Here is a 19,768-nt window from a genome sequence, read left to right on the forward strand (position 1 = left end):
ATTCTCAACGTTAAGACCATCATTTGCTTGCAGATCATCGGTCACAGTACTCTCATAGGTCGAGATTTTGTCATGCTCTTTCATCACTCACCCTCCGAATTCATGTGCGCATTAACATCGGATGCTTGCACCAGATCGCCAGTGTTGTTGTCCCATGCATTACGCTCATACGTCACCACAGCCGCAATCTCTTCTGCTGTTAATTGACTACCAAATGCCTGCATCGCGCTGCCGCTAACACCATTTACAATAGTATCAATGTGAGTGCCTACTTCCCCCATAACAACCGCGCTACCTTTCATGGCAGGGAATACATTTGCCACTCCTAAACCATTACTTTGATGACACACCGCGCAGCGCCCCTCATAAACATTTTTACCCAGAGCCATAAGTTCATCCATGCCCAATGTCTTTTGCAAAGCTTGTTGCTGCTTCACTTTAGCCTCAGCTAATTGCTGCTCTTTGCTTGCAACCCAAGCGTCAAATTCTTCACTACTTACTGCCTTGACCACAATCGGCATAAAGCCATGATTGCGACCACACAACTCCGCACATTGCCCGCGGTATATCCCTGGCTTGTCTATTTTTGTCCATGCTTCATTGATAAAACCGGGAATGGTGTCTTTCTTGACGGCAAAATCAGGAACCCACCATGAATGAATCACATCATCAGAGGTCATCAGAAAGCGGATCTTTTTACCGATAGGCAAAACTAAAGGGTTATCAACCTCAAGAAGGTAATGCTCACCCTTCTCCTGTGCCCCTTCAATTTGTTCATTGTTGGTGGATAAATAACTGAAAAACTCAACATCATGCTCAAAATAGCTGTAATGCCATTTCCATTGTGAACCGGTAATTTTAACGGTGAGATCCGATTCACTGGTGTCTTCCATCTCAATTAGAGTTTTAGTGGCCGGAATGGCCATGCCAATCAAAATTAGAATGGGAATGATGGTCCAGATAATTTCGACTTTAGTGCTTTCATGAAAGTTGGCCGCCACTGCACCTTTTGATTTGCGGTGCTTGATAATGGAATAAAACATCACTCCAAAAACCACCACCGCAATGGCCACGCAGATGTAGAAAATCAGCATGTGCAGGTGATAGACCTTACCACTGATTTCGGTAACGCCTTGAGTCATATTGAAAGACGAACGACCCGTTTCAGCCAAAGCTGAGCTGGATAAAGTCAGTGTAGGAATGGCAAACAATAGTGTCAGTGCAACAGATCGATATATATCCAGCGCACTTGTCAGTGTTACTTTGTGGTCTCGCATTAGCGTGTCACCCTCCTGGTGAGCCAATGTTGAGGCCGGAGTAAACCAGCTCATCAGAACATTTGAACCTTAATGCATATCTGAGGAACAGCTATCAGGTATGCGAACCCTAAAAGTTATCAGCACACGTTCGGTCCGTTATCTTGGTAACTTCCCGACACAACTATGTTATATTTATGTTAATAAATGCTAGTTTAGATTAAATAACAATCAAGCAATCAGTGAAATTACATTTTACTGTCGGCAAAATTATTCGTTGTTAACTATACTCATCTCGATATCTTATTTTCTCTAACTCTATATTTTTTAAACTAATTTTAAGAGACCCTGCCATGCGTAAAGGATTATTACTGCTTGTTATACTCTGCACCGCCTTTATTAGAGTATCGACAGCTGCTGAGATGGATCATCTCTTGCAACAACAGAATCAATTTTCTAATCAAATTGTTAAAATACAGGCCTCAACGGGCGAAGAAGCTTTATTTCTTGAAGATGTATTACGTCGTAAAAATGGCGTACTCAGAGAGAGCGTTTCTAACCTAGTGACGAAAAACCCCGAGACTGAGGGATTAAAAAAACTGATCCCTGCACAAGCCTCTATGCTAGAAGCACTGATCGTGCATGCAGACAAGCAAGCTGAGAAACTCTTTCAGGATGCAAGAACTGCAAGCGGAGCGGAAAAAGCAGAGTTTCAATTTCTAGCACAGCAACGAGTCAGCACTGTTGATATTTATTACACAGAGCTTGCCACGACATTTAAGTGGGCCAAAACCCTTAACTTAAAGCTAGATGACAGTGGATTTAAACAAGATTTACAAAAACGCAGTCAGGTTTTATACGACATTGTTATCTATCTAGATAGCCGTAAAAAAGCCCTTGATGAACGCATGACCTACACCACCGAAGCTGACAAACCCGATCTGGAAACGCAAGTAGTCGCATTGGCGCAGCTACAACGCTTTTTACTGGCGAGCATGAATAATACCGTTGCACTGATGTCAGACTTTGGCTTAGACGTGACTGAATATAAGCAGACTCTATTTGCCATGACCGGTGACATTAATGCTGATGTATTGGATGTGAATGTTGCTGTCGGATTATTTAGTGAATGGCTAGATTCATTTAAAGATTGGGCATTCGATAACTCGCCATCACTACTTGTAAAACTCTTGGTTTTCTTAGCTGTTTTATGGGTCACCCGCATCTTATCGAAAATTATCGCAAACCTAGTAAAAAGAAGCGTCTCACACTCAAAAATGGATTTTAGTGTGTTAATGCAAGACTTCTTTACTTCAATCGTATCCAAAGCGGTGACCTTTATTGGTCTGCTCATTGCCCTATCTCAGGTTGGGATTAATCTTGGTCCTCTATTAACCGGTTTTGGTGTTGCTGGTGTCATTATTGGTTTTGCCTTGCAAGATACTCTGTCTAATTTTGCCTCTGGATTAATGATTCTTATCTATCGTCCATTTGATGTAAAAGACCTGGTACAAGTGGCAGGGATTCAAGGTACGGTCAGCCACATGAGCTTAGTCTCTACTACAATCCGTACCCTTGATAATCAAACCTTAGTGATTCCAAATAATAAAATTTGGGGAGATGTAATTAATAACATGACCTCTGAGCGTGTACGCCGTGTCGATATGGTGTTTGGGATTGGTTATGCTGATGACTTTGATTTTGCTAAGAAAATAGCAATTCAAGTATTAGAAAATCACGATCGCGTATTAAAGCATCCAGAACTGAATGTGCGAGTACATACTCTTAATGAATCATCGGTTGATCTCATTGTGCGCCCTTGGGTAAGAACGGATGATTACTGGGATGTGTATTGGGATGTAACAGAAGAGATGAAACGTCAGTTTGATGCCAATGGCATTACAATTCCATTCCCGCAACGTGACGTGCATATCTATAAAACAGAGCAAGCTTAATTGCTCATCGAGTGCATGGGATGCAAATCCTATGCACTCATATCTCAATTACTTATCAATCGCTCATGTGCCCAGGGCGAGATCACGAACGTTATTTGAACAAAATCATGTGCATTATCGTAACAAGTCTTTGTGGCATGGATGCCACTATGAAGCCATCAAGGATGATTTCACGGCGTCTTGTGGAGATGATGCACATGATTGCTCTATAAGCGATAAGCGTTCACTCATGCGGTCGCCCTACTCATGTACCTAAGCTTTTATATCCAAAGTACTTATATCTTAAGCAACAGACAAAGAAAAACCCCGAGGGCGTGTGCCCATCGGGGTTATAGTCTTACTTGCAGCAATCCAGCTACTAAAAGTGCTCCATGCATCAAATCCATGATAGTGTGCTTATCCTAAGCTTAATCCTTTACTCGCCTTCCTAGCGGTGTCCAATGCCTTATCCTGGCTGACCAATATCCTTACTGGTATTACTCACTTATTCCTTAAGCGGTGTCCCTGACATCATCCTGATGTTTTATTCCTTCCTCTATCCTAGAGGTGTCCATTGCTGTCCTTTGCAAGTTACCATCCTAGTAACTTCAGTATCCATACAATGTCTATGTCCTTATCAACGCCATCCTAGTCGTTGCTCTTCATCCTGAAGAATCCATAGTGTCTGCTTCCTGCTGACAACTAAAGTTTCGCCTGTTTTGAGCTTATCTACAATAACCACAGAGACTTACGAATATGACCTATTTTTTAGCAAAACAACAAAAACAAATAAATTCATGCACTTAACGAATTTGCACGTTCTTTTCTGAGTAATATTATTCCATTATCCTACGTATTTGTAAGAGATCTCTTACAAGCTAAGTGGTCAACTACCACCAGTGCAAAATTAGGACAGTCACTCATCCTGCTATTATATTGATTGAACCTCGCTAATATCACTTGCATAGTAATGCACCTGTCACCACGAGGAAACCACAACAAAACCCTACCTAAATCGCAAAAAACAGAATTTCAACAATGAATAATTACATATTACTATTGAATAGTATTGCTATTAGTCTCTCTGATACCGTATCCTTGCCCACCATTACATGACTAAAAATCATGCGAATTTTAAACATCAATTTTTTCTCCATGACCAAACACGAATACGAGCTAAATAATGCAACCTAACCACGAAACTAAACGAGATGATCGTGATGCTAAGCAGTCTGCGAAAGGCAACTTCTGGGTCTTTTTCATTCCATCCATTATTGGGTTATTTCTATTTATGGCACCCATTAGTTATGATGGGAACCTGACAATACCAGTAGCGGTTTTAGCTAAAACCCTACAGGCAGTATTAGATGGCAGTTTAATCGGCATCATTACATTAATTATCGCAGCAATGGCCATCGCTTCTTTACTGTGCGCGATTAAAACACCACATTTTATTGCCAATAGTGACTTTCTAAATGGCTTATTTAGGCCCTCACCACTGTGGCTAACGGTGAGAGTCATTGGCGGTATTGCAGTTACAATGACTTACTTTCAAATGGGTCCAACAGCCATTTGGGAAGAAAATACCGGAGGCCTAGTTTTAGACGGGCTACTACCGACTCTATTTTCCGTGTTCATCTTTGCAGGCCTATTACTTCCTTTACTTCTCAATTTTGGTCTTCTTGAACTTTTTGGCACGCTATTAAGCAAAATAATGCGTCCATTATTTAATCTACCTGGTCGTTCCGCGATTGATTGTATGGCCTCTTGGTTAGGTGACGGTAGTGTCGGTATTTTGCTAACCAGTAAGCAATACGAAAGTAAGTTTTATACACAACGAGAAGCAGCCGTCGTCGGTACGACTTTCTCTGCGGTTTCAATTACATTTAGCTTGGTTGTCATTGCTCAAGTCAATCTAGAGCATTTATTTTTACCTTTCTATGCCGCTATCTGTTTGGCAGGCTTTGTTGCTGCGGTCATTATTCCGCGCCTACCACCACTAAGCCGTAAAAAGGATGTTTTCATTGATGGTTCAATTCCTGATCACGATGCAAATGCCGTCCCTACTGGTCACACAACCTTTTCATGGGGAATGGATTTAGCGCTACAAAAAGCAGGACAAGTCACTTCTGTGCGTAACGTACTTAAAGAAGGCGTTAAAAACGCGGTTGATATGGTGTTTGGCGTGCTACCTGTTGTCATGGGACTAGGTACTATCGCCTTAGTTATCGCGGAATACACTTCTGTTTTTGCCTTTTTAGGCAAGCCATTTGTTCCTTACTTAGAGCTACTTGCTATTCCTGAAGCGGTCGCCGCATCGCAAACCATTGTGGTGGGTTTTGCAGATATGTTTATTCCTGCCATTCTTGCCGCTTCCATCGACAGTGAGCTAACCCGCTTTGTGATTGCCGCTATGTCGGTCACTCAGCTTATCTATATGTCAGAAGTAGGCGCACTACTTCTAGGAAGTAAAATTCCCGTCAATATTGGTGAGCTATTTATTATCTTTATATTGCGAACGTTAATTACGCTACCAGTGATTGCCGGAGTCGCACATCTGATTTTTTAAATTAGCAATTTAGTAAAATAGACCCAAAGAAAAGGCCGTGAATATTAGAATCTTATCTATTGTTCACGGCCTTTTTTATTCATTGCAATGCACCGCTTCCCAGCCTTGAATCGCAACTTTGCGATCACTTCCCCAACGAAACTGTCCTACATCCCCATCCCCTCGAATCACACGGTGGCAAGGAATAAGAAAACCAATGCTATTAGAAGCAATGGCAGTACCTACCGCGCGCGATGCATTGGGTGAGCCGACTTGTTTCGCTATTTGCGAGTATGAAAGCAGTTGTCCTGAATGACTTTTTATCAACGCTTCCCATACTTTAATTTGAAAATTAGTCCCTTTCACAAGTAGATGAATTTTATCTCCACAGCCAGAAAACACAGAGTTAGCAATAGGTTGAGCATCTCCTTTTTGCAAGCTTGCCAGTGGCCATTGCTGTTGTAACCTCTCTGTTATTTGTTGCACATCAAGATCAACAAATTGCAAGAAACAGATACCTCTATCAGTCCAGCCAATAACTGCGATGCCAAAAGGCGTCTGCGCGGAACCAAAGGTAATCACTAGCTGTTCACCTAAACTTTTGGCCTCCCCCGGCGTCATCGCTTCACAAGAGACCAATAGATCATGCAATCGACCCGTGTCCGATAAGCCAATATTATCTGCCACTTCTAGCAAATTATTAGAACGTTTCAGCTGTTGTAGTGCTCGCTCTTTAGTGATGGATTGCATAAATCGCTTTGGTGAGATCCCTGCCCATTCAGTAAAAATGCGCTGCAGATGATGCTCACTAACATAAACATGCTCAGCGATTTCAGACAGGCTGGGCTGCTTATGCGCATGAGCTCGAATATATTCAATCGCCTTTTCGACCGTCTGATAATGACGTTGTTGACTACTACTCATCAGTGGTTGCTCGCTTTGATATAAACAATTTATTTATTGAAAACCCTGTCACTAGCATAGTACCAGCGATAACAAATAAAGCGCCGAACGCAGTGTTCCACCCGACCTGTTCATCCAAAAATAGATACCCCCACAAAATTCCAAACAATGGTATTAGAAAAGTAACCGATAAGGCCGATGGAGGGCCAAGATCTTCAATTAGACGAAAATAAAGCAGATAAGCCAGTCCAGTACACACCACCCCAAGTAACACCACCGAGATAGAAATCTCTAAATTTGGCATTTCTCTGATCGGTAAAAAAGGCAATAGCGGTAATACAATCAGGCAAGCCGCCCACATGCTGCCATGAGCATTATCAAATGACGAAATCTTAGGCGCATGCTTTGCATAATTACTGGCAATGCCGTAACAGCAAGCAGCCATTACCCCGGCAATCATTGCCATACCTGAATCCTTAGATAACAGCTGGCTATCAAAACCGACCAGTATATAAACGCCAATTACCCCACTCATCAAGCCAATAATCACCTTTACAGTCGGTAATCTTCGAGACCATATAATGGCAATCGCTGCGCCCCAAATAGCCGCTGTAGAATTTAATATAGACAAAATAGAGGCTGGCAGTGTTTGCGCTGCATAAGCAAATAACAAAAACGGCAGTGCGGTATTAAATAGCCCAATAATAAAAAAGTGTTTCTTATAACGAACAAAATCTAAACGTTTATTTAAGTAAAAAGCCACCATCAATAAACTGATGGCCGCAAACAATACCCTCGCTTCTATCAAATAAGCAGGTCCTAGTGCATTTGCAGATATGCGCATAAAAAGGAACGAGCCCCCCCAAATAGCGGCAAGGCAAAGTAATCGAAGCATACTGGTAATAGTCAAAATAACGCCTGTAGAAATGATACTGATGCAGTGAGTGTGATCGCTAACCCGCCATTACTCAACCCGATTCTTGTGCAATATTTAACTGACATAGACGCCAATTGAAAATTGAGCAATAAAACATAAGGTAAATATTTGGAAGTGTGACGCAGACCCAATAATTAAACAATTGATTTACAAAATTCACATATAGTTCAAATTGGTGAAACTATTTTGTTTAACAATAAGTTAAAGTTAGAAACAAACAACAAAGTAACCTTAGAATTAAACTTGTATCTCAATCTACTGATAAGGATTTCAGCCGATGAAAAAAATTAGCATAGCTGCTGCACTTTTATTAGCGGTATCAACGACGGCTATCGCCGACGAAAGCACTGCACATGAACCGCATTTTTATGGTGGACTTAATTTAGGAGTAGCTAACTGGGGCGGCCTTGGTTCGGATGTGACCAATGCTACAAGTGTCGATGACTCAAACGTTTCTTGGGGTGCATCAGTTGGTATACAAGCTTTTCCATGGGTAGCATTCGAACTTGGCTATCAAAACCTTGGTGAAGCCGATCTCAAAGATGTATCGGGAAGCTACGATGCACAAACAATCAATCTAACCGCTAAATTATCCCATAATATTACTGACGAAGTCTCCATTTACGGAAAAGCCGGAACCCAATGGTATGACTGGAATGCCAACGGATCTAACGTTTATTCAAACGATAATGGTTGGACGCCTCACCTAGGGCTTGGCGTAGAATATGCATTTAATAAAAACTGGTCAGGTGCACTAGACTATACATGGTACAACGACATTGGTGGCCCTGATATCAACAATATCGGCTTGGTAGCAATCTACCACTGGCGCTAAACACAATACAAACTGATTTTAATTGGCTATCCAAAATGGATGGATAGCAGTTGTTTCACACAGGAGAATAATCGTGAAATATAAAATAATCGCAATGGCTGTCAGTGGTGTCCTTTTATCGGCATGTGGCAGTGACAATGATAACCGAGTAGAACCTACATCTACTTCTGTTCAAGCTTTTGATGGTGCGGTTCGATTTATAGATACCTATATGAACTGTGCTGATAACGGTTGGGATTATCTCGGTGAAACTGGCGGAAAAGGCATTATTAATGTCGGTAAAGGCAATTACCCTCTATTTGACGAAGATCCAACGCAGTGCTCTTTTAAGTTTGGCGAAAGTGCTGAACCAAGTGGTGGTGGTACCAATGCAGCTGAGGATGAGAGTAACGGTAAATACATGACTAAGGTCGTATATACGGTTCCTGGCTCTCTTATTGAAGCAGGTCAACCCATTGTAGGCACACCATACACTTCACTTATTGCCCAAGCAATTGAAGATGATACTTCAGGTTTAACTGTTGACCAGATCATTGACAACGTCTTTGCGGCAACACTTCCTGCAGGTACTGAATTGACCGACACACAGAAGAAGCTTCTGCTTAGTGACCCTCAAGCGGCGCTTGATAGCATGGATGATGCTACTTCAAAGAGTGTCCAAGCTTCGACTATGATTCTTTCTGATGCTTTAGTCGGCGCGCAAGAACAGCTAGATGAAGGGGATATCAGTGAAAAACGTACTGTAGATGAAATAGCTAACGTAACCCAGACCATCGCTACCTCATTAGCCGCTCAAGATGATTTCCCAATTAACAGTGCTGGTAAACCTACATTTGTGGACTATACCGAAGACCTTAATGATCCAATAAAATTTAAAACAGCATTAGATGCAACTCCTGATCCAGAAGAACCACTACCACCAAGTACTGTTACAGGGGATGATCCTCTACAGGAAGGTGATGTAAGTGAAGAGATCCCACCTACGGAGATCCCGCCCATAGATGAAGAGACCCCACCAGCAACAGGCGGTGGCGGTAGTACTGGTTAACAGTTAAAACCACTCTACACAACGCCTCTTTATTGAGGCGTTGTACTTTAATCACCTCTTTTAAATCTTTAGGATATGGATGTTCCTATGCCGATGACTGCATCTCGCACTCTCACTTTGTCATTGATGACTGCTTTTAGTTATCCCGCCCTTGCTCAAGTTGATATTTTACCTTCCCAGCAAGGCTTCAGCGGACTCATTTTTACGCCCAATGCCCAAACCCTTACCACAGGCAAAGGCTCGGCTTCTTTTGCTCAAGGGGTGCCTTATCGTGGCAACATAGCTGAACTGGACTCATGGTATGTCAACGCCGGCGTATTTCCTCATCTTGAGGTAGGCGGACGCATTGTGACCAAAGAATATGACTCGAATTGTTATACCGATGGCTGTGGTATCCGCGATCTCTCTGCTACCGCCAAATTTCAGCTTCCCTATTTACACGATTTAACCGGTTTTAACCTCGCCTTTGGTGCGCAAGACATTGGCGGCGCAGCCAGTAACTTTGATGCCTATTTTGTGGTCGCTGATACTGAAATTGACGCCTTAAATTTACGTCTTAGTGGCGGTTACGCTAAATCTGATTTGAGCCTTGGTGTCCTTGATGGCGCTTTTGCAGGAGCAGAATGGCAGCCTTTTGATTTTATTCAGCTGGCTGGTGAATATGACGCGCAAGAGTTTAATGCTGCGCTACGTGTGATGACACCGCAAGATTCACTTCCTTACGGCGCTCAATTAGCGGCTCAATATCAACTCTATACTGGGCACGATAACCAAGATCAAACGCTTTGGGCTGTTAGTGCATCGGTACCTTTTTTTGGTGACACTTTCACACGCAAAAAATACTCAGATATTAAGCCCGATACCACGACACAACTGGCTACTGAGCTTGCCAATGCTGACGCTAGCAGTATCACCCAACTCATTGGCAAACTTGAGCAAGAAGGGTTTATCAATATCCGCGTGGGCTCAAACCTAGATACACTAGTTGTCACCCTAGAAAACAAGCGTTATCAACACAATGAAATGGATGGTGCAGGTGTTGCTTTAGGTATCATTGCCGCCAATTCTGGTGAAGGATTGTTTGCCGACTTGCCACGAGGTAACAGTCACTCGCAAAAGCTTGAGCTGATTTTACTGCACAACAAACTGCCCATGCTGGCGGTCAATACAGAGCTACAATGTTATCGCGACTTTCTAACAACTGGTATTGAGTGCCAACAGATAGAATTCTCTAACCAATCTCTCAATGCAAAGTTAGAGCAAACCCATTGGCACTACGAAACCACCAATGATGGTTTTGGTTACAGTGAGGTTATTTTCTCACCCGTCATGAATTACGCTGTCGCCACTGAATATGGATTTTTTGATTACTCTATTGGACTAGGCACCAATCTTTATACACCACTGTGGAAAGGTGCGGCTATCGATGTTCGTCATATTTTGCCTATCGCCAACAGTGATGACTACGATGATGGCTATTACCAAAATAGTGCTCTGGAGAATGAAGTAGACCGCGCGTTAATTCATCAAGCATTTCGTCTACCGGTCGATATGATGACTCAGTTTAGTCTTGGTCTTATTCGCAGTGATTACTACGGCGGCCAGAACGAAACACAATGGTACAGTGCTCAGGGTATGCATAACTTAGGCTTTGAAGTTGGCTATTTTGAAGCTAAAGACAGCATCGATACCAAGGCGCGCACCCCATTACTTACTCATTACCGTTTGTCGGTGGCTCAATGGAACTGGCAGATGCAAGTACAAGGTGGTGAATTTTGGGGCGGAGATCAAGGCGTTAAAGCTACGTCCAGTCATTGGCTTGGCGATACTAGGCTCGATGCTTCTTATCTAACCAGTGAGCAAGAAGAGTTTGTCGCACTCAATATCTCCATACCACTGACATTCTGGCGTGGAATGAAGCCTGAATACCTTACTGTTAGAGGGGTGAGTGAATGGAACTTCAATGTACAAACTCGTGTTGGAGAAACCCACAACCAACTTAATACTGGCTTAGGGCAAACAGCAAATAACTATCACGATCTTGATACGCAGTATTATGACCGAGCAAGATTAAGTCCGAACTACTTTGAACATAATCCGGTTCGTTTGCGTAATGCGTATTTACGTTACTTAGACGAGGTGGTTTACGAGCAATAACACCCTGTTATTTTACAAGCTCAATTGATCAAAGATTCCGTTCTGCACTAACCAAAAAGCGAAGCCCTTCAATTGAAAGGCTTCGCTTTTTTCTATCAATATCAAGGTAAACACTTGATAATTGCGCTATTTTTGAACATTTACTTACTGTGATTGGTATCAGACATTTGTCTCCACATCTGTGCTTTTTCTTCATCAGCAAGTGGGTTTTCCGTGGAGCGATACCAATCAACGAGGAACATTTGCGCGCGAAGGCAACGTCGATTGGCGGCATGTTCAATTAACGCAAGACCTCTATCCATATTGCTTTGAATGCCAAAACCTTCAAACAGTGCGATACCTTGCTCGTATTCGGCCTGCTCATCACCATTAAGTGCATCAAGTGCGTTCTTCCAATAACGTAGGCTATCTTGCGACAACAGCTCTTCAGAGGATGAATCACACACTCTGATAAGACCTTCAATACCTTCTCTACTTTCCTGAAGAGCGGCTTTTTCATACCAATAGACCGCTTCTTTAGGATATTTTGACTCATTTATTTTTGCCAACTCGATTTGAGTAGTCAGGTGGCCGTTATCAGCTAATACTACTTTTTCTTTCTGCAGCCTGACTCGCTGAGCCTCTGTCGCTCGCACTTTTTCTTTTGCTTGAAGTCTTCGGTATTCAGACTTCTCTGAACGGCTTGATATCCATTTACCTATGCCCAAGAAAAGCACCATAAAGAGAATGATTACTCCTCCCGCTGCCATAATTTCAGTAACGGTTAACATACTGTGCCCTTATCCGGAAAACTCAATTTTCCAATGTTTTTCACTATGATCAAAGATACCAAGTAACCCATAGAAACCATCTAGGCTACCACTTCTAATCTTGATATCTCATTATTATAGCTCAAGCTTATTTTTTCTCTTGATGAGCTTAGGTACAACACGGTTTTGTATGCTATCAACAAGACAAAAAAAGCCAGAGTTAGGTTTCCCTTCTCTGACTAATAGGACGTTTTTAGAACAATCTTTTATTTATAATATCGTAGGTCTTCTATCTATTATTTATGAGCTTCCAGCGCATCAATATAAACTTGCTGTGCACCTTGTACTTTAAGATCTTTGGCTTCATCTAACAGTGCTAATGCCTTGGGCATATTGTCTTCGTTGACGGCTTTGGTGATAGCGTTGTAGTAATAATCCTGAGTTGATTTTTCAACTGTTGCATCTAATGCACTAGAATGCTTTTCAATATCATCGCTGGCAAATAGCCCTACGCTTGCCCCTGAAACCTCAACCAGTAACTTACCCTGTGCGGCATGTTTAGTCGGAATATCTTTAACTTCAGGAAGGTAGTTGCCCTTTCCTTCTGCCATTGCGCGAGCTGGGTGGATTCTATCCGTCGTAGTTGCCAGCTCCGCCTTTGTCGTATAGATCAACATAGTGACGGTTTGTTGATTGACCGGAGGCGTTAACCTTACATTGGCCACTAAACGATCGCCCCACGCTAAACGTGGTCGTTGATATTCAAATGCAGATGCATCGTATTTTTCGATCACATCGCCATTGTCACTGACAATTAAAATCTCTGGAGAAAAGAACGCTTCATCAGTCATATTACTTGTAACAGAAATATCTAATGGGCCTCGGTTTGCAGGAAGTTCAAAAGCGACCACAGGGCTATCAATGAGATTATTACTCAATACTTGAGTATGTTCATCGATAGTAACTAATGCTTGGGTATCCAACTTTAAAGCGGATTTATTAAGAGAAACGACTGAAGTAACTGACGTTTCTGACCCAACTTGATGGATGCTTTCTTGGCTTGCACAGCCAGCAAGCGCCACACAGCAGCTTAAAAATAAGGCTTTTAATTTCATTGGGATTTCCTTTGTTATTTTTTTAATCGCTTTCATCAGTAATAGTCACTTATAGCAAATACAACCGATGAAAGCCCTTAAAAAAATAGCCGACTGTTAAGTCAGCTATATAATCACTCTAACTCAAGTTATATCGAGTTGATTACCACCATGCTTCCGCTTGGATACCAACAACGTACTCAGTGTCGTTACCAGCACCGAATGCGTTATCGTTTTCAGTATCTAAGATGTAAGAACCGTAAACTCGAATTTCAGGACGGGCCCAGAAGCTGCTACCCATTGCCCAAGCTTGAGCTACAGTGAATTTAGCGTTACCGAAATCTTCAGTGCTCAGCCCATCATCTGCAATGCGCTCACCAGCGTTGTAACCCGCTTCAAATACGGTACGCATAGTGTCGTCCCACTTGTACATTGGACGAACGACTACTGAGTACTGGTCAATATCAAACTGCTGCCCTGTGTATCCAGTATTATTCTTATTATCCATACCACCAATGTCTTGACCTACCATATAAGCAGCCTGGTGACCCATTTCCCACGAGTCACCCATTGAGATCACACCCCAGTTAATCAAACGGTAACCTGTAGAATCATTGTAGGCTTCTGTACCACGTGAATAGTATGAACCTGCCCCCCAGAAGTTAGCAGCTTGAACACCGTATCCTGCAGTACCGTACTGGAATACTGTTTGGTTAAAGCCATTGCTTAGACCTTGCTGAAGAATAAAGGTTGCTAACAAACCGTCATCAGCTTCTTGAGAACCGCCATCTTTTTCGTTAGCAAAGTTATAAGCAAGTGCAACTTCAAGAGTAGCGTCTGACCAAAGACCGATATTTGCTAGGCGAGCATCGGCAATATAACCTGCTGAATCATCCGTTTCGCCGTCTTGAACTAGAGCCAAAGAGAGTTTTTGCTCACCGATTGATAGGTTCTCAATACCACCACCAGTACCTGATGTATTTAGGTAGTAAAAGTCCGTAATATGAATGTCTTTACGTTGGTAGTAAGTTTTACCTGCCCAAAGTGTTGCACCGCGATCAAATGCCAGGGCACCTTTTGCTTTAACAGCAAACTGAGCAACGTTAAAGTCAGCATCTTCCCAGCCGTTTGCACCAGATGCACCAGAAGCAATCATTGATTCAATACGCCAGTTTACTTCACCTGTCTGTAGATCTTGAGAAAGACCAAACTCAGAGTAGTTGTCATTTTCATTACCTAGACGACCAACACCGTTTTTGTTGACAGAAACATCAGAACCACTGTTGCCACTGATACCAGTACCAGCACGCATGTAACCATTAAAATCAACTGCGAATGCAGAAGTAGATAGTAGGGCAGCAGTAACCGCTGCAGTTAGTAGGTTGACCTTTTTCATTCTCGTTAACTCCCGAAACGATTATTATTTTTCTAATACACTCTGAGTTGATTAACAGTCCATCCATTAATAAAGCCAACAAAGAATGTCAGTGTAAAAACTGTTTTTATTCGACACAGAGATAATAATTCGAATGCTAAAACTATCCGTCCTCCTCCTTGGGTGAAATCACGGGGGAGGTAGAATAAAGGGAGGGGGGCGTAGATCAGGCTCTTTGTCTAAAGGATCACACTATTAAGGAGGAGTTAGTGTATTGTTAATGACAACCGTCACCTTTCATTCACCGCAGATATAGATCTACATCGCTTTTTAAAAGTTCCTTAAACATTCATCGAAAAATAATCAAATGTTATAATTCGTGAGCGAGATCTCAATGGGTTAAAATCTACAATTTCAAATATCTCAATAAATCTAGATTTATGCTCAATAAACACCATAAATCCTTACTTTTATTCATAACTTAGCCCACTTAGAGCCACTATACCGATCACTAAAATTCACTCTATAATCATACAAGTACATAATCACTATTGCGTTACAACAGTAAACCTTTTAACTTAACACTCAAACCATTCACAAAATAAACAAAAGACCAAACCAAAGAATGAGTAGTAAGAAATCGCGCCCCTATCCGCTTGGCGCAGAATTAGATAAAAGTGGATGTAACTTTTCTATTCATGCTCCTAGTTGCAAAGAGATTGCATTAGCTCTTTTCGACAGCAACGGTAAGTTTGAAACCTATCCAATCACCGAAAGCTACGCGGGTATTAAACATATCTACGTTGAAGGTGTACGGGCTAATCAGCAGTATGGGTTTATTGTCTGTGACCAGAAAAATGAGCAGATCTTGCTTTCTGATCCCTATGCAAAAGCATTAAGCGAACCACTTTCTTATCAAATTCCATTTTCCAATGATAAAAGCTGGTCAATGGCAAAATCTGTCGTCATCTCCTCTGATTTCGATTGGCAAGATGTTGAGCATCCTCGTTTAGCGCGATCAGAAATAGTTTTATTTGAAACTCACACTAAAGGCCTCACCCAGTTAAACCAAGATGTACCTGCCGCCGAGCAAGGTAAATATCTAGGACTGGCAAGTGATGCAATGTTGGACTTCTATAAAGAGCAAAACATTAATTGCTTACAACTACTGCCTGTTGCTGCCTGCATGCATGAACCACACTTACTCGATATGGGTAAAGTGAACTACTGGGGCTACAACCCATATGTCTTTATGGCTCCAGATCCTCGCTACGCTGCAACCGATGCCGTTACTGAACTTAAGACAACGATTCGTGAGCTGCACAAAAATGGCATCGAAGTGATCTTAGATGTGGTTTATAACCACACGGCAGAAAGCGGTGATGGCGGTCCAGTATTTAACCTGAAACTTCTTGATGGGCAATATTACTTAAAACACGGTTGCCATTACGCCAACTTTACCGGTTGTGGAAATACCGTCGATCTTAACTATCAACCAGCATTAACCTTAGTTATGGATACGCTTCGTTATTGGGTTCAAGAATATAAAATTGATGGTTTCCGCTTCGATCTTGCGGCAACACTTGGGCGCAACGGTGACAACTTCAATCGTGAAGCAGCATTCTTTAAAGCGGTCGCACAAGACCCTATTTTAAAAGAAACCAAGCTGATTGCCGAACCTTGGGATATAGGTCCAAATGGCTATCAAGTAGGTAATTTCCCTGACGGTTGGAATGAATGTAATGACAAATTTAGAGATATCACCCGCAGTTTCTGGCGTGGTGATCAAGGTTTCTTAAAAGAATTTGCCACTCGCATTATGGGATCGCGGGATTTATACAGTGCGAGCCGCTGGCCCCACAAAATGACCATCAACTACATTACTTATCATGATGGCTTCACAATGCAGGATTTGGTTTCCTATAAAATGAAGCATAATGAAGATAATGGTGAGCATAATCATGATGGTCACGGAGACAACCGATCTGATAATTTAGGAGTAGAAGGTGCGACCTGTTCTCCTGACATTATCAAATTACGAGAAAAACGTAAGCGTAACTTTATGAGCAGTTTACTGTTTTCATTTAGTATCCCTCACATACTCACAGCCGACGTTGTTTCACACTCACAAAAAGGCAATAACAATGCCTATTGCCAAGATAATGAGCTAAGTTGGTTAAATTGGCAGTTGGGTAAGGTTGAGCAGTCTTTCAAAACTTGGCTCTCTGATATGCTGCAAGCACGCCAGCAGCATATGGTGCCTTTTATTGAGGCCTTTAGCGGAGAAAGCCGCAATGACAATCGAGTAAGTTGGCACCGCCCTGACGGAAACCTAATGGAAATGGATGATTGGAATCAGCTCAATGCTGTTTCATTAAAGTTAGGGATTGGTACTGATGGAGCAGAACTGCTTTATTACATTAACCAGTCACAAACCCCAGCTCGATTTAAACTTCCAGAAGGGGGAATTGAGCGTTGGCAACTGATCTGTGATACAGCAGAAGCATTAGCAGGTAAGGGATGCATTAATAAGGATATGCTATTGCAACCTCAGAGCATGGTCATCTTAAAAGCAGAAAGCCCTGCCAAAATCCTACCCGCGATACAAGAAGTCCTTGAAGCCTAATCGATGATCTAAATAAGGAGCTCTCAGTGCTGTGTTCAGGACAATGTCTAAGTACAGTTTGTTGGTACCGCGACTGTGAGCTCTAAATTAGCGATGATGCTTTGACAGCATCGATAACCTTAAACATCATTTTGCACTTATATACAAAAAGAGAACTTGATCACAGTTCATATTTGTATATGATTGCTTGTTGTTGCCAGACGGATAAAAAGCAACCGAATTAGGGTTGGAACTTCAATAATAAATAACATTAGATAATCAATATATATGGCTTTACCAAGAACAATTATCCGTCTTTTACGTCCCTATGTGGTCGTACTTATTGCCATATTAATTTATGTTGCTTATCAGCATTATCTAAAAGTAGAGAAAGACGTCATATCTCAATCTCATGCGAACTTGAGAACGGCAACTAAGCTCATCCAAAAGCAGTTCAATAGCACTAAGAATACGATTTCGTCTCTAAATTATTCTTCTGCTACAGCAGGGATAACGGCAACGAACCAACAAGCGATTAATTTAGTCAATCGTTCAGAAAATTATAACGATATTCTTCGATATAATACTAAAACCCATCAACTGCTCTCAGAATTACAGATTAATGCCGCAAAACAGCGGGCAATCCAACCTAAACCTATCGGAATAGATGCTCTTAGATGGACTGATATTCAATTGCTACAAAATGACTATCAAGTTTCAAACGTCTATCAAAGCTACAATGAACGTTGGGTCATTGCGATTCGTGAAAAGCACCCAAGAAATAAAATACAGTACATTATTGAATATGACTTGTGGGCTGTAAGCCAAGCATTAATCGATCTGCAACCCATGAATGCTGGTAATGTCTTTGTGGTAGACCGTACAACAGGACAAATCTTGCTTCATCCAGATCCTAACCGAATAGGGAAAAGCGCCACTGTATATAAATACGCGATTGCCGGTAAAGTGGTACAAGAGATTAAGTCAGGCCCAGTCAGTCATTACTTTTCTAGCAAGCCAACGTACCAATTTTCACCCAACGATAATATTCTAAATAAACATCGTTCTGGGCATGTCTCTTATTATTATGGAGATATACCTAAGCTTGCCGTCTACAGTGCCAGAAATAACCTTAATTGGGTCTACTTCTCAACCACTAATCGTTCAAGCCTATTATCACACAGTTATTCCGTCACTCTAATCGTGGTATTAGCAATGACATTATTACTGATGATATCGGCCTATCATTACATCAATGGTCAACTCCAATTTGAGCTAAAGCAACTTAAACGCTCCAGTGATCTCCTTGAATTTAAAAATAATCTCACCCGTTTATTATCAAGATTCTGCTCTAGAAACCGTATTCAACTTTGTTTGTATAATTATGAAACCCATGCTTTCTATAGTATCGACTATCAAGGTGAAGAGTCATTATTAATCAACGATAAAAAGTATGCGATTAACCTATTAAATGGTGAGCTTACTTACATTCGAAATAGTCAAAATGATCGCTTGGCTAGGGCTGTTCAGCTAGATAAAGCATTTTATCGCTTACCTTTAATGGGGCATAAAGGACTGTTAGGGGTGATTTTTATTGAGCATCGCACACAAACCTATTCAAGCCTGATGAAGCTGCTACAAACTTACATTGAAACGGCATTAAGTAATGTAATGCTGCATCGTCAATTATCATTGCGTGATAGTGCAACCAATCAAGACAACTTACTGACATTACGTAATAAAATCAGCCGCTATAAAGGCCATACGGATATTTATTTGCTCACTATTGATGTGGATGACCTTAAACAGGTCAATTATCAATACGGCTATACTTGTGGCGACCAACTGATACTAGAAATGACTCAGATCATCGGTGAGCACTTCCCGGTATCCTCGACTCTATCAACCGCAAGATCCAGTGGCGATGAATTCTGCATACTTTATCAAGCTAGCGATCAGCATAATGCATATACTGTCGCGGAGAATCTACGAAACTCCATAGCCAAACACAGATTTAAGTTTGATAAGACTGATGTCTCTTTTACTGTGAGCATAGGTATCTCTCATCTGCTTGATTCTTCAGATAAAACACTAGCTACATCGCTGCAAGCAACCGATAAAGCGAAGAAAAAAGGCAAAAACATGACCATAATGAGTATGCCTGACTGATTAATTGATGGTTATGATTTATATGCGCAGGTATCGACTCAATAATTAACTAGTTTGGTACTCACAAATATAAAAGCTCACATTTAAGGTCTGTTGATGTTCATCGCTTTCTATTGAGCACTTATTAGTCGCTGTTTATAAATAATAAGTTCGTTAAC

The 19,768-nt window shown here is 41.6% G+C and carries 13 protein-coding genes; 7 read left to right on the forward strand and 6 right to left on the reverse strand.

The genetic code is table 11. From position 1 onward, the window contains the following. Positions 1-83 precede the first annotated feature (83 nt). Complete coding sequence (coxB, locus tag A9260_RS03170) at positions 84-1,277, reverse strand: cytochrome c oxidase subunit II (RefSeq protein ID WP_068696270.1); 1,194 nt, start codon at positions 1,275-1,277, stop codon at positions 84-86. Between the two features lie 332 nt (positions 1,278-1,609). Here coxB and A9260_RS03175 point away from each other — a divergent pair, with 332 nt between their 5' ends. Further along, a complete protein-coding gene (locus A9260_RS03175; RefSeq protein WP_068696131.1) occupies positions 1,610-3,211 on the forward strand; it encodes a mechanosensitive ion channel family protein in 1,602 nt (533 codons plus the stop codon). A 1,162-nt stretch (positions 3,212-4,373) separates the two neighbouring features. Continuing rightward, on the forward strand, positions 4,374-5,759 hold the full coding sequence (locus A9260_RS03180; RefSeq protein WP_068696133.1) for a YjiH family protein: 1,386 nt from the start codon (positions 4,374-4,376) through the stop codon (positions 5,757-5,759). Positions 5,760-5,834: 75 nt separating this feature from the next. Here the strand turns inward: A9260_RS03180 and A9260_RS03185 are convergent, their stop codons facing one another. After that, positions 5,835-6,662: a methylated-DNA--[protein]-cysteine S-methyltransferase gene (locus A9260_RS03185; protein ID WP_068696135.1), complete on the reverse strand. Its 828-nt coding sequence runs from the start codon at positions 6,660-6,662 to the stop codon at positions 5,835-5,837. After that, positions 6,655-7,536 (reverse strand): DMT family transporter, encoded by an 882-nt coding sequence (locus A9260_RS03190; protein ID WP_068696271.1) that lies wholly within the window; start codon positions 7,534-7,536, stop codon positions 6,655-6,657. Before A9260_RS03190 ends, A9260_RS03185 begins: the two co-directional genes overlap by 8 nt. Positions 7,537-7,855: 319 nt before the next feature. On the opposite strand from A9260_RS03190, the gene A9260_RS03195 reads away from it, so the two are divergent. The 3 genes from A9260_RS03195 to A9260_RS03205 all read left to right on the forward strand — a co-directional run bounded on the left by A9260_RS03195 (position 7,856) and on the right by A9260_RS03205 (position 11,618). Continuing rightward, positions 7,856-8,413, forward strand: a complete 558-nt coding sequence (locus A9260_RS03195) for an outer membrane beta-barrel protein (protein ID WP_068696137.1) — start codon at positions 7,856-7,858, stop codon at positions 8,411-8,413. A 73-nt stretch (positions 8,414-8,486) separates the two neighbouring features. After that, positions 8,487-9,461, forward strand: coding sequence for a hypothetical protein (locus A9260_RS03200; RefSeq protein WP_068696139.1), 975 nt, complete (start codon positions 8,487-8,489; stop codon positions 9,459-9,461). Positions 9,462-9,548: 87 nt separating this feature from the next. Further along, entirely contained in the window at positions 9,549-11,618 is a 2,070-nt protein-coding gene (locus A9260_RS03205) for a YjbH domain-containing protein (RefSeq protein WP_082957034.1), read from the forward strand. A gap of 140 nt (positions 11,619-11,758) precedes the next feature. On the opposite strand, the gene A9260_RS03210 is transcribed toward A9260_RS03205, so the two are convergent. From A9260_RS03210 to lamB, 3 genes are all read right to left on the reverse strand, one after another. Next, positions 11,759-12,388, reverse strand: a complete 630-nt coding sequence (locus A9260_RS03210) for a hypothetical protein (RefSeq protein ID WP_068696141.1) — start codon at positions 12,386-12,388, stop codon at positions 11,759-11,761. Between the two features lie 275 nt (positions 12,389-12,663). After that, on the reverse strand, positions 12,664-13,482 hold the full coding sequence (locus A9260_RS03215) for a MalM family protein (RefSeq protein ID WP_068696143.1): 819 nt from the start codon (positions 13,480-13,482) through the stop codon (positions 12,664-12,666). A gap of 142 nt (positions 13,483-13,624) precedes the next feature. Beyond that, positions 13,625-14,857, reverse strand: a complete 1,233-nt coding sequence (gene lamB / locus A9260_RS03220; RefSeq protein ID WP_068696145.1) for a maltoporin LamB — start codon at positions 14,855-14,857, stop codon at positions 13,625-13,627. Between the two features lie 604 nt (positions 14,858-15,461). On the opposite strand from lamB, the gene glgX reads away from it, so the two are divergent. Then, positions 15,462-17,462, forward strand: a complete 2,001-nt coding sequence (gene glgX, locus A9260_RS03225; protein ID WP_068696147.1) for a glycogen debranching protein GlgX — start codon at positions 15,462-15,464, stop codon at positions 17,460-17,462. Between the two features lie 267 nt (positions 17,463-17,729). Next, a complete protein-coding gene (locus A9260_RS03230) occupies positions 17,730-19,610 on the forward strand; it encodes a sensor domain-containing diguanylate cyclase (protein ID WP_068696149.1) in 1,881 nt (626 codons plus the stop codon). Positions 19,611-19,768: the final 158 nt, after the last annotated feature.

The sequence above is a fragment of the Vibrio sp. UCD-FRSSP16_30 genome (genome assembly GCF_001676025.1).
Taxonomy (GTDB): Bacteria; Pseudomonadota; Gammaproteobacteria; order Enterobacterales; family Vibrionaceae; genus Vibrio.

Bases quoted from the DNA above. Each gene is read 5' to 3' on its own strand.
- A9260_RS03205 (WP_082957034.1), top strand. From the start codon at position 9,549: ATGCCGATGACTGCATCTCGCACTCTCACTTTGTCATTGATGACTGCT.
- glgX (WP_068696147.1), top strand. From the start codon at position 15,462: ATGAGTAGTAAGAAATCGCGCCCCTATCCGCTTGGCGCAGAATTAGAT.
- A9260_RS03210 (WP_068696141.1), bottom strand. From the start codon at position 12,388: ATGTTAACCGTTACTGAAATTATGGCAGCGGGAGGAGTAATCATTCTC.
- A9260_RS03180 (WP_068696133.1), top strand. From the start codon at position 4,374: ATGCAACCTAACCACGAAACTAAACGAGATGATCGTGATGCTAAGCAG.
- A9260_RS03215 (WP_068696143.1), bottom strand. From the start codon at position 13,482: ATGAAATTAAAAGCCTTATTTTTAAGCTGCTGTGTGGCGCTTGCTGGC.
- coxB (WP_068696270.1), bottom strand. From the start codon at position 1,277: ATGCGAGACCACAAAGTAACACTGACAAGTGCGCTGGATATATATCGA.
- A9260_RS03185 (WP_068696135.1), bottom strand. From the start codon at position 6,662: ATGAGTAGTAGTCAACAACGTCATTATCAGACGGTCGAAAAGGCGATT.
- A9260_RS03230 (WP_068696149.1), top strand. From the start codon at position 17,730: ATGGCTTTACCAAGAACAATTATCCGTCTTTTACGTCCCTATGTGGTC.
- A9260_RS03175 (WP_068696131.1), top strand. From the start codon at position 1,610: ATGCGTAAAGGATTATTACTGCTTGTTATACTCTGCACCGCCTTTATT.
- lamB (WP_068696145.1), bottom strand. From the start codon at position 14,857: ATGAAAAAGGTCAACCTACTAACTGCAGCGGTTACTGCTGCCCTACTA.
- A9260_RS03195 (WP_068696137.1), top strand. From the start codon at position 7,856: ATGAAAAAAATTAGCATAGCTGCTGCACTTTTATTAGCGGTATCAACG.
- A9260_RS03190 (WP_068696271.1), bottom strand. From the start codon at position 7,536: ATGCTTCGATTACTTTGCCTTGCCGCTATTTGGGGGGGCTCGTTCCTT.